This is a genomic window from Klebsiella sp. 10-1 (genome assembly GCF_009758445.1).
GTDB classification, from domain to species: domain Bacteria; phylum Pseudomonadota; class Gammaproteobacteria; order Enterobacterales; family Enterobacteriaceae; genus Klebsiella; species Klebsiella scottii.
The window spans coordinates 15,037-31,833 of the sequence record NZ_WQRE01000017.1 but is presented as its reverse complement, the minus strand read 5'-3'; the positions used below and the strand labels follow the sequence as shown (position 1 = coordinate 31,833).

Annotated in this window: 13 protein-coding genes; 10 read left to right on the top strand and 3 right to left on the bottom strand. The window is 52.7% G+C overall.

Going from position 1 to position 16,797, the window contains the following annotated elements:
• The 10 genes from GO007_RS28160 to GO007_RS28115 form a co-directional block, all read left to right on the top strand.
• Positions 1–170 (top strand): EF-Tu C-terminal domain-related protein (locus GO007_RS28160; protein ID WP_072859533.1); only part of this gene is annotated, 170 nt, incomplete at its 5' end.
• A 229-nt stretch (positions 171–399) separates the two neighbouring features.
• Positions 400–783 carry a preprotein translocase subunit SecE gene (secE, locus tag GO007_RS28155; protein WP_041143536.1) on the top strand — a complete coding sequence of 128 codons (384 nt, stop codon included), beginning with the start codon at positions 400–402 and terminating at the stop codon, positions 781–783.
• A 1-nt stretch (position 784) separates the two neighbouring features.
• Positions 785–1,330, top strand: a complete 546-nt coding sequence (nusG, locus tag GO007_RS28150) for a transcription termination/antitermination protein NusG (RefSeq protein ID WP_002438628.1) — start codon at positions 785–787, stop codon at positions 1,328–1,330.
• 156 nt (positions 1,331–1,486) lie between these two features.
• Entirely contained in the window at positions 1,487–1,915 is a 429-nt protein-coding gene (gene rplK / locus GO007_RS28145; RefSeq protein ID WP_041143538.1) for a 50S ribosomal protein L11, read from the top strand.
• 3 nt (positions 1,916–1,918) lie between these two features.
• Complete coding sequence (gene rplA, locus GO007_RS28140) at positions 1,919–2,623, top strand: 50S ribosomal protein L1 (RefSeq protein ID WP_045858000.1); 705 nt, start codon at positions 1,919–1,921, stop codon at positions 2,621–2,623.
• Positions 2,624–3,041: 418 nt separating this feature from the next.
• Positions 3,042–3,539: a 50S ribosomal protein L10 gene (gene rplJ / locus GO007_RS28135; RefSeq protein WP_045858002.1), complete on the top strand. Its 498-nt coding sequence runs from the start codon at positions 3,042–3,044 to the stop codon at positions 3,537–3,539.
• A 66-nt stretch (positions 3,540–3,605) separates the two neighbouring features.
• Positions 3,606–3,971, top strand: a complete 366-nt coding sequence (gene rplL, locus GO007_RS28130) for a 50S ribosomal protein L7/L12 (protein ID WP_004118416.1) — start codon at positions 3,606–3,608, stop codon at positions 3,969–3,971.
• Positions 3,972–4,291: 320 nt separating this feature from the next.
• Positions 4,292–8,320: a DNA-directed RNA polymerase subunit beta gene (gene rpoB / locus GO007_RS28125; RefSeq protein WP_041143541.1), complete on the top strand. Its 4,029-nt coding sequence runs from the start codon at positions 4,292–4,294 to the stop codon at positions 8,318–8,320.
• A gap of 76 nt (positions 8,321–8,396) precedes the next feature.
• A complete protein-coding gene (rpoC, locus tag GO007_RS28120; protein WP_095105642.1) occupies positions 8,397–12,620 on the top strand; it encodes a DNA-directed RNA polymerase subunit beta' in 4,224 nt (1,407 codons plus the stop codon).
• A 411-nt stretch (positions 12,621–13,031) separates the two neighbouring features.
• Positions 13,032–14,372 (top strand): anaerobic C4-dicarboxylate transporter, encoded by a 1,341-nt coding sequence (locus tag GO007_RS28115; RefSeq protein ID WP_095105640.1) that lies wholly within the window; start codon positions 13,032–13,034, stop codon positions 14,370–14,372.
• A 49-nt stretch (positions 14,373–14,421) separates the two neighbouring features.
• On the opposite strand, the gene GO007_RS28110 is transcribed toward GO007_RS28115, so the two are convergent.
• From GO007_RS28110 to GO007_RS28100, 3 genes are all read right to left on the bottom strand, one after another.
• Positions 14,422–14,733 carry a PTS lactose/cellobiose transporter subunit IIA gene (locus tag GO007_RS28110; protein WP_041143544.1) on the bottom strand — a complete coding sequence of 104 codons (312 nt, stop codon included), beginning with the start codon at positions 14,731–14,733 and terminating at the stop codon, positions 14,422–14,424.
• A gap of 3 nt (positions 14,734–14,736) precedes the next feature.
• Positions 14,737–15,042 (bottom strand): PTS sugar transporter subunit IIB, encoded by a 306-nt coding sequence (locus GO007_RS28105; RefSeq protein WP_041143545.1) that lies wholly within the window; start codon positions 15,040–15,042, stop codon positions 14,737–14,739.
• A 170-nt stretch (positions 15,043–15,212) separates the two neighbouring features.
• Positions 15,213–16,745 (bottom strand): sensor domain-containing diguanylate cyclase, encoded by a 1,533-nt coding sequence (locus tag GO007_RS28100; protein ID WP_095105638.1) that lies wholly within the window; start codon positions 16,743–16,745, stop codon positions 15,213–15,215.
• Between the last annotated feature and the right edge of the window lie 52 nt (positions 16,746–16,797).

Here is a 16,797-nt window from a genome sequence, read left to right as displayed (position 1 = left end):
CTGGCACCATCGAACTGCCGGAAGGCGTAGAGATGGTAATGCCGGGCGACAACATCAAAATGGTTGTTACCCTGATCCACCCGATCGCGATGGACGACGGTCTGCGTTTCGCAATCCGTGAAGGCGGTCGTACCGTTGGCGCGGGCGTTGTTGCTAAAGTTCTCAGCTAATCGCTGATAACATTTGACGCAATGCGCAATAAAAGGGCATCATTTGATGCCCTTTTTGCACGCTTTCGAACCAGAACCTGGCTCATCAGTGATTTTTTTTGTCATAATCATTGCTGAGACAGGCTCTGTAGAGGGCGTTAAATCCGAAACGCAGCAGAGCATTTCGGTTTGGTTGCCTCGCTCTCGCGGGGCAAAATTATTTGTCTGAATTCTTGTGACAGGTTGGTTTATGAGTGCGAATACCGAAGCTCAAGGGAGCGGGCGCGGCCTGGAAGCGATGAAGTGGACGATCGTTGCCGTGCTGCTGATTGTGGCCATCGTAGGCAACTTCCTTTATCGTGACATTATGCTGGCGGTGCGTGCGCTGGCCGTGGTGATTCTGATCGCTGCTGCCGGTGGCGTCGCGCTGTTAACCACAAAAGGTAAGGCGACCGTAGCTTTCGCCCGTGAAGCGAGAACCGAAGTCCGCAAGGTAATCTGGCCAACTCGCCAGGAAACGTTGCACACCACGCTGATTGTTGCCGCGGTAACTGCGGTAATGTCACTGATCCTGTGGGGACTGGATGGTATTCTGGTTCGCCTGGTATCCTTTATCACTGGCCTGAGGTTCTGAGATGTCTGAAGCTCCTAAAAAACGTTGGTACGTCGTTCAGGCGTTTTCCGGTTTTGAAGGTCGCGTAGCTACCTCGTTGCGTGAACATATCAAATTGCACAATATGGAAGAGTTGTTTGGCGAAGTCATGGTACCGACCGAAGAAGTGGTCGAAATCCGTGGTGGCCAGCGCCGCAAGAGCGAGCGTAAATTCTTCCCGGGTTACGTTCTGGTCCAGATGGTGATGAACGACGCAAGCTGGCACCTGGTGCGCAGCGTACCGCGCGTAATGGGCTTTATCGGCGGTACATCCGACCGTCCTGCGCCGATCAGCGACAAAGAAGTTGACGCGATCATGAACCGTCTTCAGCAGGTTGGCGATAAGCCGCGTCCTAAAACGCTGTTCGAGCCGGGCGAAATGGTTCGCGTCAGCGATGGTCCGTTTGCTGACTTCAACGGCGTTGTTGAAGAAGTTGACTACGAGAAGTCCCGCCTGAAGGTTTCTGTTTCGATCTTTGGCCGTGCGACCCCGGTCGAGCTGGACTTTGCTCAGGTAGAAAAAGCCTAAGCGACGATCAAAAAAGCAGCGATTTAATCGTTGCATGAGGCGCGAAATTGACATACAATTTCGCGCCTTTTGTTTTTATGGGCCGCGTGTCCGTAAGACGATATTGATAACGGGGAGCCTTTTCTAAAGGCGTTATACCCAAACGAGGAAATTTAAATGGCTAAGAAAGTACAAGCCTACGTCAAGCTGCAGGTTGCAGCTGGTATGGCAAACCCGAGCCCGCCGGTTGGTCCAGCACTGGGTCAGCAGGGTGTGAACATCATGGAATTCTGTAAAGCGTTCAACGCCAAAACAGAATCCCTGGAAAAAGGTCTGCCGACTCCGGTTGTTATTACCGTTTACGCTGACCGTTCCTTTACCTTTGTTACCAAGACCCCGCCGGCTGCCGTTCTGCTGAAGAAAGCTGCAGGCATCAAGTCTGGTTCCGGTAAGCCGAACAAAGATAAAGTAGGTAAAATTTCCCGCGCTCAGCTGCAGGAAATCGCGCAGACCAAAGCTGCCGACATGACTGGTTCTGACATTGAAGCGATGACTCGCTCCATTGAAGGTACTGCACGTTCCATGGGCCTGGTAGTAGAGGATTAAGAAATGGCTAAACTGACCAAGCGTATGCGCGTGATCCGTGACAAAGTTGATGTGACTAAACAGTACGACATCAACGAAGCTATTGCTCTGCTGAAAGAGCTGGCCACCGCTAAATTTACCGAAAGCGTAGACGTTGCTGTTAACCTCGGCATCGACGCTCGTAAATCTGACCAGAACGTCCGTGGCGCAACCGTACTGCCGCACGGTACTGGCCGTTCCGTTCGCGTAGCCGTATTTGCCCAGGGCCCGAACGCTGAAGCTGCTAAAGCTGCAGGCGCCGAGCTGGTAGGTATGGAAGATCTGGCAGACCAGATCAAAAAAGGCGAAATGAACTTCGACGTTGTTATTGCTTCCCCGGATGCAATGCGCGTTGTTGGTCAGCTGGGCCAGGTTCTGGGTCCGCGTGGCCTGATGCCAAACCCGAAAGTGGGTACCGTTACTCCGAACGTTGCTGAAGCTGTTAAGAACGCTAAAGCAGGTCAGGTTCGCTATCGTAACGACAAAAACGGCATTATCCACACCACCATCGGTAAAGTGGACTTTGACGCTGACAAACTGAAAGAAAACCTGGAAGCCCTGCTGGTTGCGCTGAAAAAAGCAAAACCGACTCAGGCGAAAGGCGTTTTCATCAAGAAAGTTAGCCTCTCCACCACCATGGGTGCTGGCGTTGCCGTTGATCAAGCTGGTCTGAGCGCTTCTGCGAACTAAGATTAGCTTTACGTGGGCGGTGGATTTGTCTACAATTCTACCCCCACGATTCTGTTGAAATAAACAGAGACTATGCGAGTTATTCGAATTGCAGCAAGGCGGCAATTGAGTGAATCGCCGGGAGCGTAGTTGACTACGTGACCGGTGTGAACGAAAGCAGCTAACGCAGCTGTGGTTCGAAGGACGAAGACATAGAAAGAATTTGTTCGTTGGAGCCTGGCCTATCCAGGCCTCCGTCGAAGACCGCAGGTGTTTCGCAAGAAACTTAATGCCCTGCGTAGACGGTGACAGAACGCTAAGATTATTTTTGGATACTCTGGCTTGTTTCTGCTCACCGTATTAAGACGCTCTATTCGTTGAGTAGAGTGAAGTGAGTTCCCAGAGCATGAGCTCTGGCAAACATCCAGGAGCAAAGCTAATGGCTTTAAATCTTCAAGACAAACAAGCGATTGTTGCTGAAGTCAGCGAAGTAGCCAAAGGCGCGCTGTCTGCAGTAGTTGCGGATTCCCGTGGCGTTACTGTAGATAAAATGACTGAACTGCGTAAAGCAGGTCGTGAAGCTGGCGTTTACATGCGTGTTGTCCGCAACACCCTGCTGCGCCGCGTCGTTGAAGGTACTCAGTTCGAGTGCCTGAAAGACACGTTTGTTGGTCCGACCCTGATTGCATACTCTATGGAACACCCGGGCGCTGCCGCTCGTCTGTTCAAAGAGTTCGCGAAAGCGAATGCAAAATTCGAGGTTAAAGCCGCAGCCTTTGAAGGCGAGCTGATCCCGGCGTCGCAAATCGACCGCCTGGCAACTCTGCCGACCTACGACGAAGCAATTGCACGCCTGATGGCAACCATGAAAGAAGCTTCGGCTGGCAAACTGGTTCGCACTCTGGCTGCTGTACGCGATGCGAAAGAAGCTGCTTAATCGCAGTTGTCTTTATAAAGCACTCGCTTACGTATAAACTTATTCTGATATTCAGGAACAATTTAAATGTCTATCACTAAAGATCAAATCATTGAAGCAGTATCCGCTATGTCCGTAATGGACGTTGTTGAGCTGATCTCTGCAATGGAAGAAAAATTCGGTGTTTCCGCTGCTGCTGCTGTAGCTGTAGCTGCTGGCCCGGCTGAAGCTGCTGAAGAAAAAACTGAATTCGACGTAATTCTGAAAGCTGCTGGTGCTAACAAAGTTGCTGTAATCAAAGCAGTACGTAGCGCAACTGGCCTGGGTCTGAAAGAAGCTAAAGACCTGGTAGAATCTGCACCTGCTGCCCTGAAAGAAGGCATCAGCAAAGATGACGCAGAAGCACTGAAAAAATCTCTGGAAGAAGCTGGCGCTGAAGTTGAAGTCAAATAAGCCAACCTTTCCGGTTGCAGCCTGAGTAATCAGGCTGATGGCTGGTGACTATTTAGTCACCAGCCTTTTTGCGCTGTAAGGCGCCAGTAGCATTTCACACTGTTTGACTGCTGGTTGTCCTGACAATGCATGTTTCTATCGACGACTTAATATACTGCGACAGGGTGCTCGCTCTGTGTAAATCGCGACGAAATGGTTTAAGCGTGATAGCAACAGGTATTGCGGAAAGTGTTCCATTTTCCGGTCCACAAAATAGTGTTGCATAAAAAACTGCCTTTTTGAGGCAGACGGGTCGACTTGTCAGCGAGCTGAGGAACCCTATGGTTTACTCCTATACCGAGAAAAAACGTATTCGTAAGGATTTTGGTAAACGTCCACAAGTTCTGGACATACCTTATCTCCTTTCTATCCAGCTTGATTCGTTCCAGAAGTTTATCGAGCAAGATCCTGAAGGGCAATATGGTCTGGAAGCAGCCTTCCGTTCCGTGTTCCCGATTAAAAGCTACAGCGGTAATTCCGAGCTGCAATACGTCAGCTACCGTCTGGGCGAACCTGTATTTGATGTTAAAGAATGTCAGATCCGTGGCGTGACCTATTCGGCACCGCTGCGCGTAAAACTGCGTCTGGTGATCTACGAGCGTGAAGCGCCGGAAGGCACCGTTAAAGACATCAAAGAACAGGAAGTCTACATGGGCGAAATTCCGCTCATGACCGACAACGGTACCTTTGTTATCAACGGTACCGAGCGTGTTATCGTTTCTCAGCTGCACCGTAGCCCGGGCGTCTTCTTTGACAGTGACAAAGGTAAGACTCACTCTTCCGGTAAGGTCCTGTATAACGCACGTATCATCCCTTACCGCGGTTCCTGGCTGGACTTCGAGTTCGATCCGAAAGACAACCTGTTTGTCCGTATCGACCGTCGTCGTAAGCTGCCGGCAACTATCATCCTGCGCGCGCTGAATTATACCACTGAGCAGATCCTTGACCTGTTCTTCGAAAAAGTGGTCTTTGAAATTCGCGACAACAAGCTGCAGATGGAGCTGATTCCGGAGCGTCTGCGTGGTGAAACTGCGTCCTTCGACATCGAAGCTAACGGTAAGATCTACGTCGAGAAAGCCCGTCGTATTACCGCTCGCCATATCCGCCAGCTGGAAAAAGACGATATTAAGCTTATCGAAGTTCCGGTTGAGTACATCGCGGGTAAAGTTGCTGCTAAAGACTATGTCGATACGGCGACCGGCGAACTGATTTGCCCGGCGAACATGGAGCTGAGCCTTGATCTGCTGGCGAAACTGAGCCAGTCCGGTCATAAGCGCATCGAAACTCTGTTCACCAACGATCTCGATCACGGCGCGTACATGTCTGAAACCGTACGCGTCGACCCGACCAACGATCGTCTGAGCGCGCTGGTAGAAATCTACCGCATGATGCGCCCGGGTGAGCCGCCGACTCGTGAAGCAGCTGAAAACCTGTTTGAGAACCTGTTCTTCTCCGAAGACCGCTACGATCTGTCCGCGGTTGGTCGTATGAAGTTCAACCGTTCTCTGCTGCGTGACGAAATCGAAGGTTCCGGTATCCTGAGCAAAGACGACATCATTCAGGTGATGAAGAAGCTCATCGGTATCCGTAACGGTATTGGCGAAGTCGATGATATCGACCACCTCGGCAACCGTCGTATCCGTTCCGTTGGCGAAATGGCGGAAAACCAGTTCCGCGTTGGCCTGGTTCGCGTAGAGCGTGCGGTTAAAGAGCGTCTGTCCTTGGGCGATCTGGATACCCTGATGCCTCAGGATATGATCAACGCCAAGCCGATTTCCGCAGCAGTGAAAGAGTTCTTTGGTTCCAGCCAGCTGTCTCAGTTTATGGACCAGAACAACCCGCTGTCCGAGATTACGCACAAACGTCGTATCTCTGCCCTCGGCCCAGGCGGTCTGACCCGCGAGCGCGCAGGCTTTGAAGTTCGAGACGTACACCCGACTCACTACGGTCGCGTATGTCCAATCGAAACGCCTGAAGGCCCGAACATCGGTCTGATCAACTCCCTGTCCGTGTATGCACAGACTAACGAATACGGCTTCCTTGAGACTCCGTATCGTAAAGTGACTGACGGCGTTGTAACCGACGAAATTCATTACCTCTCTGCTATCGAAGAAGGTAACTACGTCATCGCTCAGGCGAACTCCAACCTGGATGACGAAGGCCACTTTGAAGAAGACCTGGTAACGTGCCGTAGTAAAGGCGAATCCAGCTTGTTCAGCCGCGACCAGGTTGACTACATGGACGTATCCACCCAGCAGGTGGTTTCCGTCGGTGCGTCCCTGATCCCGTTCCTGGAACACGATGACGCCAACCGTGCATTGATGGGTGCGAACATGCAACGTCAGGCGGTTCCGACTCTGCGCGCTGATAAGCCGCTGGTTGGTACCGGTATGGAACGTGCTGTTGCCGTTGACTCCGGTGTTACTGCGGTTGCTAAACGTGGCGGTACTGTTCAGTACGTGGATGCATCCCGCATCGTTATCAAAGTTAACGATGATGAGATGTACCCGGGCGAAGCCGGCATCGACATCTATAACCTGACCAAGTACACCCGTTCTAACCAGAACACCTGCATCAACCAGATGCCTTGCGTGTCCCTGGGTGAGCCAATTGAGCGCGGCGACGTGCTGGCAGACGGTCCGTCCACCGACCTTGGTGAACTGGCTCTCGGTCAGAACATGCGCGTAGCGTTCATGCCGTGGAACGGCTACAACTTCGAAGACTCCATCCTCGTCTCCGAGCGTGTGGTTCAGGAAGATCGTTTCACCACGATTCACATCCAGGAACTGGCGTGCGTGTCCCGTGACACCAAGCTGGGGCCGGAAGAGATCACCGCTGATATCCCGAACGTGGGTGAAGCTGCGCTCTCTAAACTGGACGAATCCGGTATCGTTTATATCGGTGCGGAAGTGACCGGCGGCGACATTCTGGTTGGTAAGGTAACGCCGAAAGGTGAAACCCAGCTGACTCCAGAAGAGAAACTGCTGCGTGCGATCTTCGGTGAGAAAGCGTCTGACGTTAAAGACTCTTCTCTGCGCGTACCGAACGGCGTATCTGGTACCGTTATCGACGTTCAGGTCTTTACCCGCGACGGCGTTGAGAAAGACAAACGTGCGCTGGAAATCGAAGAAATGCAGCTGAAGCAGGCGAAAAAAGACCTGTCTGAAGAACTGCAGATCTTCGAAGCTGGCCTGTTTGGTCGTATCTACGCGGTGCTGGTCTCCGGTGGTGTTGAAGCTGAGAAGCTTGACAAGCTGCCGCGCGACCGCTGGCTGGAACTGGGCCTGGCCGACGAAGAGAAACAAAATCAGCTGGAGCAGCTGGCTGAGCAGTACGACGAACTGAAACACGAGTTCGAGAAAAAACTCGAAGCGAAACGCCGTAAAATTACCCAAGGCGACGATCTGGCACCTGGCGTGCTGAAGATTGTTAAAGTGTATCTGGCCGTTAAACGTCAGATTCAGCCGGGTGATAAAATGGCAGGTCGTCACGGTAACAAGGGTGTTATCTCTAAGATCAACCCGATCGAAGATATGCCTTACGATGAAAACGGCACGCCGGTAGACATCGTACTGAACCCGCTGGGCGTACCGTCTCGTATGAACATCGGTCAGATTCTGGAAACCCACCTGGGTATGGCTGCGAAAGGCATCGGCGAGAAAATCAACGCCATGCTGAAACAGCAGCAGGAAGTCGCCAAACTGCGCGAATTCATCCAGAAAGCGTACGATCTGGGTACAGATGTTCGTCAGAAGGTCGATCTGAATACCTTCACCGATGATGAAGTTCTGCGTCTTGCTGAAAACCTGAAAAAAGGTATGCCGATCGCAACGCCGGTATTCGACGGTGCGAAAGAGTCTGAAATCAAGGAACTGTTACAGCTGGGTGGCCTGCCGACTTCCGGTCAGATTACCCTGTTCGACGGTCGTACCGGCGAGCAGTTCGAGCGCCAGGTTACCGTCGGCTATATGTACATGCTGAAGCTGAACCACCTGGTTGATGACAAGATGCATGCGCGTTCTACCGGTTCTTACAGCCTGGTTACTCAGCAGCCGCTGGGTGGTAAGGCTCAGTTCGGTGGTCAGCGCTTCGGTGAGATGGAAGTATGGGCGCTGGAAGCTTACGGCGCGGCATACACCCTGCAGGAAATGCTTACCGTCAAGTCTGATGACGTCAACGGTCGTACCAAGATGTATAAAAACATCGTGGACGGCAACCATCAGATGGAACCGGGCATGCCGGAATCCTTCAACGTACTGTTGAAAGAGATTCGCTCGCTGGGCATCAACATCGAACTGGAAGACGAGTAACTCTCGCTCAAACAGGTCACTGGTGCCGGGGTCATACCCGGCGCCAGATTGTGCTAACTCCGACGGGAGCAAATCCGTGAAAGATTTATTAAAGTTTCTGAAAGCGCAGACTAAAACCGAAGAGTTTGATGCGATCAAAATTGCTCTGGCCTCGCCAGACATGATCCGTTCATGGTCTTTCGGTGAAGTTAAAAAGCCGGAAACCATCAACTACCGTACGTTCAAACCAGAACGTGACGGCCTTTTCTGTGCGCGTATTTTCGGGCCAGTAAAAGACTACGAGTGCCTGTGCGGTAAGTACAAGCGCCTGAAACACCGTGGTGTGATCTGTGAGAAGTGCGGCGTTGAAGTGACCCAGACTAAAGTGCGTCGTGAGCGCATGGGCCACATCGAGCTGGCGTCTCCGACCGCCCACATTTGGTTCCTGAAGTCGCTGCCGTCCCGTATCGGCCTGCTGCTGGATATGCCGCTGCGTGATATCGAACGCGTTCTGTACTTCGAATCCTATGTGGTTATCGAAGGCGGGATGACGAACCTCGAACGTAACCAGATCCTGACTGAAGAGCAGTATCTGGACGCGCTGGAAGAGTTCGGCGACGAGTTCGACGCGAAGATGGGCGCCGAAGCTATTCAGGCCCTGCTGAAGAGCATGGATCTGGAGCAGGAATGCGAACAGCTGCGTGAAGAGCTGAACGAAACCAACTCCGAAACCAAGCGTAAAAAGCTGACCAAGCGTATCAAGCTGCTGGAAGCTTTCGTTCAGTCTGGCAACAAGCCGGAGTGGATGATCCTGACCGTTCTGCCGGTTCTGCCGCCAGATCTGCGTCCGCTGGTTCCGCTGGATGGTGGTCGTTTCGCGACTTCTGACCTGAACGATCTGTATCGTCGCGTCATTAACCGTAACAACCGTCTGAAACGTCTGCTGGATCTGGCTGCGCCGGATATCATCGTACGCAACGAAAAACGTATGCTGCAGGAAGCGGTTGACGCCCTGCTGGATAACGGTCGTCGCGGTCGTGCTATCACCGGTTCGAACAAACGTCCTCTGAAATCTTTGGCCGATATGATCAAAGGTAAACAGGGTCGTTTCCGTCAGAACCTGCTGGGTAAACGCGTTGACTACTCCGGTCGTTCTGTTATCACCGTAGGTCCATACCTGCGTCTGCATCAGTGCGGTCTGCCGAAGAAAATGGCGCTGGAGCTGTTTAAACCGTTCATCTACGGCAAGCTGGAACTGCGTGGTCTTGCTACCACCATTAAAGCTGCGAAGAAAATGGTTGAGCGCGAAGAAGCCGTCGTTTGGGATATCCTGGACGAAGTTATCCGCGAACACCCGGTACTGCTGAACCGTGCGCCAACCCTGCACCGTTTGGGTATCCAGGCATTTGAGCCGGTACTGATCGAAGGTAAAGCTATCCAGCTGCACCCGCTGGTCTGTGCGGCATATAACGCCGACTTCGATGGTGACCAGATGGCTGTTCACGTACCGCTGACGCTGGAAGCCCAGCTGGAAGCGCGTGCGCTGATGATGTCTACCAACAACATCCTGTCCCCGGCGAACGGCGAGCCTATCATCGTTCCGTCTCAGGACGTTGTACTGGGTCTGTACTACATGACCCGTGACTGTGTTAACGCCAAAGGCGAAGGCATGGTGCTGACTGGCCCGAAAGAAGCTGAGCGTATTTATCGCGCTGGCCTGGCCTCTCTGCATGCGCGCGTTAAAGTGCGTATCACCGAATACGAAAAAGATGAAAACGACCAGTTCGTAGCGAAAACCAGCCTGAAGGACACGACCGTTGGCCGTGCGATTCTGTGGATGATCGTGCCTAAAGGTCTGCCGTTCACTATCGTGAACCAGGCGCTGGGTAAGAAAGCGATCTCCAAGATGCTGAACACCTGCTACCGTATTCTGGGCCTGAAACCGACCGTTATTTTTGCGGACCAGACGATGTATACCGGCTTTGCTTACGCAGCGCGTTCAGGTGCATCCGTTGGTATTGATGACATGGTCATCCCGGAGAAAAAACACGAGATCATCAGCGAAGCGGAAGCTGAAGTTGCTGAAATCCAGGAACAGTTCCAGTCCGGTCTGGTTACCGCTGGCGAACGCTACAACAAAGTTATCGATATCTGGGCTGCGGCGAACGATCGTGTATCCAAAGCGATGATGGATAACCTGCAAACCGAAACCGTTATTAACCGTGACGGCGTCGAAGAGCAGCAGGTTTCCTTCAACAGCATCTACATGATGGCCGACTCCGGTGCGCGTGGTTCTGCGGCACAGATTCGTCAGCTGGCTGGTATGCGTGGTCTGATGGCGAAGCCGGATGGCTCCATCATCGAAACGCCGATCACCGCGAACTTCCGTGAAGGTCTGAACGTACTCCAGTACTTCATCTCCACGCACGGTGCGCGTAAAGGTCTGGCGGATACCGCACTGAAAACAGCGAACTCCGGTTACCTGACTCGTCGTCTGGTTGACGTTGCCCAGGACCTGGTGGTTACTGAAGACGACTGTGGCACCCTGGAAGGCATCACCATGACCCCGGTTATCGAGGGTGGTGATGTTAAAGAGCCGCTGCGCGATCGCGTACTGGGTCGTGTGACCGCTGAAGACGTTCTGAAGCCGGGTACTGCGGATATTCTGGTTCCACGCAACACGCTGCTGCACGAGCACTGGTGTGATCTGCTGGAAGAGAACTCCGTTGACTCCGTCAAAGTTCGTTCCGTCGTATCCTGTGACACCGACTTTGGTGTATGTGCGCACTGCTACGGTCGTGACCTGGCGCGTGGCCACATCATCAACAAAGGTGAGGCTATCGGCGTTATCGCGGCACAGTCCATCGGTGAGCCGGGTACACAGCTGACGATGCGTACGTTCCACATCGGTGGTGCGGCATCTCGTGCGGCTGCTGAATCCAGCATCCAGGTGAAAAACAAAGGTAGCATCCGTCTTAGCAACGCTAAATCGGTTGTGAACTCTGCCGGTAAGCTGGTAGTAACCTCGCGTAACACCGAACTGAAGCTGATCGACGAATTCGGTCGTACCAAAGAGAGCTATAAAGTTCCTTACGGTGCGGTGATGGGCAAAGGTGATGGTGAGCAGGTTGCCGGCGGGGAAACCGTTGCAAACTGGGATCCGCACACCATGCCGGTTATCACTGAAGTAAGTGGTTTCATCCGCTTCACTGACATGATTGACGGCCAGACCATTACTCGTCAGACCGACGAGCTGACCGGTCTGTCTTCGCTGGTGGTTCTGGATTCTGCAGAGCGTACAGCGGGTGGTAAAGACCTGCGTCCGGCGCTGAAAATCGTTGATGCTAACGGTAACGACGTACTGATCCCTGGCACCGATATGCCTGCGCAGTACTTCCTGCCGGGTAAAGCGATTGTCCAGCTGGAAGATGGGGTACAGATCAGCGGTGGTGACACCCTGGCGCGTATTCCTCAGGAATCTGGCGGTACCAAGGATATCACCGGTGGTCTGCCGCGCGTTGCCGACCTGTTCGAAGCGCGTCGTCCGAAAGAGCCGGCAATCCTGGCAGAAATCAGCGGTATCATCTCCTTCGGTAAAGAAACCAAAGGCAAACGTCGTCTGGTCATCACTCCGTTAGACGGTAGCGATCCATACGAAGAGATGATTCCGAAATGGCGTCAGCTGAACGTGTTTGAAGGCGAACGTGTAGAACGTGGTGATGTGGTTTCCGACGGTCCGGAAGCGCCGCACGACATTCTGCGTCTTCGTGGCGTACACGCGGTAACGCGTTATATCACCAACGAAGTACAGGACGTTTACCGTCTGCAAGGCGTTAAGATTAACGATAAGCACATTGAAGTTATCGTTCGTCAGATGCTGCGTAAAGCGACCATCGACAGTGCCGGTAGCTCCGACTTCCTGGAAGGCGAGCAGGTTGAATACTCCCGCGTCAAGATTGCTAACCGCGATCTGGAAGCGAATGGCAAAGTTGCGGCAACTTACTCCCGCGACCTGCTGGGTATCACCAAAGCGTCTCTGGCAACCGAATCGTTCATCTCTGCGGCATCGTTCCAGGAGACTACCCGTGTCCTGACCGAAGCAGCCGTTGCGGGCAAACGTGACGAACTGCGTGGCCTGAAAGAGAACGTCATCGTGGGTCGTCTGATCCCGGCTGGTACCGGCTATGCGTACCACCAGGATCGTATGCGCCGCAAGGCAGCTGGCGAACAGCCTGCTGCACCGCAGGTCACCGTTGAAGAAGCTTCTGCCAACCTGGCAGAGCTGTTGAATGCGGGTCTGGGCGGTTCAGACAACGATTAATCGTTGACGCTGTGCTAAAAAAGCCAGTCAGGTCTCCTGACTGGTTTTTTTTATTCTTACGCTGCCGCATCAGCGCGTTATTTTATTTAATCTATATTTGATTACATTCCATTAATAGATAAGTATCAATTGAGCCTTATTTTATTAATATAAATCCCACCGGCCGATCCTGTTTTTTATTCCATATTAAATATATGGGTAAAAATTCTACGCGTATCAAAAAATTAAAAATCAAAAAAGGTATAGTCAAAAAATACGGATAATCAGGTGATTGCGCCTTTCCTTATTTTCAGCTCTCACACGCTGAGGCATCGCTTCATCTATTTAAAACGCCATCGAGGAGGCCGCTAAATAAGAGTGAGACGACCGCGATAGATGATTTCGACCTAATAGAGTAGTTCTGGGGGATGCATGGAATTTGCTATACAACTCATCATTATCTTAATGTGTTTGTTTTATGGGGCCCGAAAAGGCGGGATTGCGCTGGGCCTTTTAGGCGGTATCGGGCTGGTTATTTTAGTCTTTATCTTCCACCTTCAGCCGGGAAAACCGCCGGTTGATGTCATGCTGGTGATTATTGCGGTAGTGGCCGCCTCGGCGACGCTACAGGCTTCCGGAGGTTTAGACGTGATGCTGCAGATTGCTGAAAAGCTTCTGCGGCGTAATCCAAAGTACGTGTCAATCGTCGCGCCATTTGTGACCTGTACGCTGACTATCCTTTGCGGCACCGGCCATGTGGTCTATACGATCCTGCCGATTATCTATGACGTCGCGATTAAGAATAATATTCGTCCCGAGCGTCCTATGGCGGCAAGCTCCATTGGCGCACAGATGGGTATTATCGCCAGCCCGGTTTCCGTCGCTGTCGTGTCGCTGGTGGCGATGCTCGGTAACTTTACGTTTAACGGCAAGCATCTGGAGTTTCTCGATCTGCTGGCGATCACCATCCCGTCAACCCTGCTGGGAATTCTGGCGATCGGTATTTTTAGCTGGTTTCGCGGCAAAGATTTGGATAAAGACGAAGAGTTCCAGGCGTTTATTGCCACACCGGAAAACCGCCACTATGTATACGGCGATACCGCGACGCTGCTGGACCGCAAGCTGCCGACCAGTAACTGGGTGGCGATGTGGATCTTCCTTGCGTCTATTGCCGTGGTAGCCCTGCTGGGCGCGTTCTCCGAGCTGCGGCCCGCTTTCGACGGCAAGCCGCTGTCGATGGTGCTGGTTATCCAGATGTTTATGCTGCTTTCCGGCGCGCTCATCATCATCATCACCAAAACCAATCCGGCCTCTATTTCTAAAAATGAGGTATTCCGTTCGGGAATGATCGCCATTGTGGCGGTATACGGCATTGCGTGGATGGCGGAGACCATGTTTGGTGCGCACATGTCTGAAATCAAGGGCGTACTGGGCGAGATGGTAAAAGAGTATCCGTGGGCCTACGCCATTGTCCTGCTGATTGTCTCCAAATTCGTCAACTCCCAGGCGGCGGCGCTGGCGGCGATTGTCCCCGTTGCGCTGGCGATTGGCGTCGACCCGGCCTATATCGTAGCGTCCGCGCCGGCGTGCTACGGTTATTATATTCTGCCAACCTATCCCAGCGACCTGGCCGCTATTCAGTTCGACCGCTCGGGCACGACCCGAATCGGCCGCTTTGTCATTAACCACAGCTTTATTCTGCCGGGGTTGATTGGCGTCAGCGTCTCGTGCGTATTTGGCTGGATATTTGCCGCGCTATACGGATTTCTGTAATAAAAAAGGCAGGTGCCGAACGGGCACCTGCTGCATAAAGCGGTTTAATTTACTGCGGAATACGGCGATACAGTTCGATCATATCGGTCGCCAGATCCTGGATTACCATGGCGTTCATCAGATGGTCCTGAGAGTGAACGGTAATCAGGTTGACCGGAAGCTTGCCGGACCCTTCATCCAGACCGATAAGCTGGGTCTGGATTTTATGCGCGTGCTTCACAAACTCATGAGATTCTGCCATCGCCTGTTCGGCGGCGGCAAAATCGCCTTTGCGCGCCAGCTGCAGTGCGGTTAATGCAGAACTACGCGCTGAACCGGCGTTAACCAGCAGCTCCATGATGATCGTTTCTAAATCTTCCATCTCTTACTCCATCAACTTCAGGGCTTTATCCAGAACGGCATCGCCTTTCATCATGCCGTAATCCATCATATCGATAACGGCAACTTTTTTACCGAACGGATCGGCCAGCGCCTGTAGTTTCGCCTGCTCATACTTCACCTGAGGGCCCAGCAGGATAATATCGGCAGCGGCCAGATTGTCTTTAAATTCAGCAACCGGCACGGCTTTAATCGAGACTTCCACCCCTTTCTGCTGCGCGGCAGCTTGCATACGTTGAACCAGCATGCTGGTGGACATACCTGCGGCACAGCATAAAACGATATTCTTCATAGTTCGTCGCCTTTATGTTCCTTGATATACCATCTTTAGCGCGGGCAGGGTGACGGAACAACCGCTTTGCAGCGATTGTGTGTAAGGCATCACAAAATAATGAAACCGGTTTCGGTTTGCGGACAAAAAAGACAAAAAAGCCCACGAAGCGGGTTTTTTGGGGATTCGCTTTAGGTTCTGACGATCTGATTCTTGCCCTGCTGTTTCGCTTTATAGAGCGCTTCGTCGACGCTGACCACCAGTTTATCCAGCGGCTCCATGTTCCATTCGCCGAGGCCCGCGCTGAAGGTTACGCTCAGCCCCTCTTCACGCCAGGTGCGCTGGGTAATCTTAATCCGCCAGCTTTCGAGCAGCGTATGGGCATGGGTGAGATGCTCTGCGGTAAATACCACCGCGAACTCCTCTCCGCCGTATCGGTAGAGTGAAATCTGCAGCGGCTGCAGGATTTGCAGCCCTTCACGGGCGACGCTGCGCAGAACGATATCGCCGTTGAGGTGACCCCAGGTGTCGTTAATCGATTTAAAGTTATCGATGTCGACCAGCGCCAGGGCAAACGGCTGGTGATCGTTCATCAGCGCGGCGATATCGCTATCGAAGGCGCGGCGGTTTTTACAGCCGGTCAGGGCGTCGATGGTGGCCTGGCGCACGTAGGTTAGCTCGCGCTGCTTATTGCTTTCGATAGCCTTGCTCAACATCGCTTCCAGCCGCGGGGCGCGCTGAACGTCGCCGGTCTTAATGGCGTTAATGATATTCATCAGCACCGTACGCGAAGCGTGGCGCAGGTAGAGGCCAAACAGGATAATGACAATGGCGGCCAGGACAAATCCCCAGATGAGAATATCGGTTTCGTAGCGCGTCAAATCAACCAGCGTGGCGTTAGAGACGCGGTAAATCACAAACCAGTCGGGATTAGTAAAAGAGTAGTAGTAGTACCAGCTATCGCTGGCGTTATCGTACAGCTGTCCTTCCGCGCTGGTCATGTTATCCATCAGGCTGCTGCTGACGTAGGGTTTAAACAGGGCGCCAGGGTCGGGGTGGAGCACCACTTTCCCGTCACGCTGCACGACAAAAAACTCACCCTGCACCGGCGCCACCATTTGCCGCAGCGCGTGCCCCATCGATGTCAGGTCCATATGGAAGGCGAGGCTGCCTTTGAGCCGTCCTTCCGGGGAGATCACCGGGCGATAAAGGGTTACGCTTGGCCGATGGGTAAAATAATCCAGATAGGGGCGGGTGTAGAGGCTGAACATACTGGCTTCCGCCTGTTTGATAAACCACGGCCGTGATTCAGGATCAAACGATCGGCTATCTTCCGTCTCCAGGACTTCAGGGGCGCGCAAATAGTGCGCCTGGGTGTCCGCCAGCGAGATAGAAGAGACGGTTTGCATCAGATCCTGAAGCTGCATCAACGTGCGTAAGCCTTTTTGCGGATCGAGATTAACGGCATTATTCAGCTCGTCATTGCGGGAAAAAAAGGTGGTTGCGCGGGTGAGAATATGATCATTTACGCGCAGCAGTGATTCGGTGTAGTTAATGGCCAGATTATGGGTGAAGTTGCGATTAACGTGGTGATAGTCCTCAAGGAAATTCTTTTTCTGAGTGGCGGTAACGAACGCTGCGATCAGTAAAAAACTGAGTAAAATCCCCGCAAACCCCACCAGAATCGGCGTAGTAAAAGAGAGCTTTCTGTTGTGACGAGCCATGAGTCGTAAATCGTTCCAGAAGGTATAAACCGTGGGTTAATACGCAGGTTTA